This window comes from Salegentibacter lacus (assembly GCF_020164555.1).
GTDB lineage: Bacteria > Bacteroidota > Bacteroidia > Flavobacteriales > Flavobacteriaceae > Salegentibacter > Salegentibacter lacus.
In genome coordinates this window covers 1-1,025 of record NZ_JAIQZB010000057.1, presented here as the reverse complement: position 1 = coordinate 1,025, position 1,025 = coordinate 1, and the positions used below count along the sequence as shown (strand labels likewise).

At 40.0% G+C, this 1,025-nt stretch carries 1 protein-coding gene; it reads left to right on the top strand.

Annotated features, from left to right (window positions below; genetic code table 11):
- Positions 1–1,013 (top strand): IS4 family transposase (locus LB465_RS18055; protein ID WP_224471312.1); only part of this gene is annotated, 1,013 nt, incomplete at its 5' end.
- Positions 1,014–1,025: the final 12 nt, after the last annotated feature.

The following is a 1,025-nucleotide window of genomic DNA, read 5'->3' as shown; positions in this document are numbered from 1 at the left end:
TGCGGGAATTATCCACGATATTATTGGCCTGCGAGGGACGAATAGGACATTTAAACCTCAAACATTTTCCAAAACGCAGCACCTTGTCCGATGCTAATAAGAATCGTAGTAGCGAAGTCTTTGCAAGTATCTACTATGCCTTATTTAAAACATATCGTTCATTTTTATCGGACAGCAGTCCGCTGTCTTTACCCGTAAAGCACTTAAAGATCGTGGATTCCACTACCATAAGCTTATTCAGTGATATTTTAAAAGGAGTTGGTCGTAACCCCATCGATGGAAAGAAGAAGGGCGGTATCAAAATGCATACGATGATTAACGCATTGGAGGACGTCCCCTGTCTTGTCCGTTTTAGCAGTGCCGCAACCCACGACCATACCTTTTTAAAGGAACTGAATCTAGAAAAAGGTTCTTTTGTTGTCTTTGATAAAGCATACAACGACTATCTACAATATCTTCAATGGACCGAGAATGACATCTATTTTGTCACTAGGCAAAAAGATAATGCCATCTACAAGAGTATAGCGGAATTTGACCTGTCCGATACCACAAGTGATGCCGTGTTGAAGGATGAACGGATCAGCCTCCATAAAAAAGAAACAAGCATCGAGCTAAGGCGCATTGCTTATTGGGACAGTGAAAAAGAAAAGGTGTTTGAGTTCATTACCAATCATTTCGAATTAGAGCCAGATAAAATAGCTTCCATCTACAAACACAGGTGGCAGATAGAGACCATGTTCAAAAGGCTCAAACAGAATTTTCCTCTAAAGTATTTTCTTGGAGACAATCAAAACGCCATTGAAATCCAGATCTGGTGCGGGCTCATCATACAGCTGCTTATGCTTGTGATACAACGAAAAACAAAAAGAAAATGGGCATATTCCAATATGGTATCGATGATACGATTTCATCTGATGACTTATATCGACCTTTTTAAGTTTCTTGAAGATCCAAACAAAAAATGGAAGGAGCTGACCACGAAACCACCAGATAAACAATTAACCCTATTTTGAAGCACACCCCCC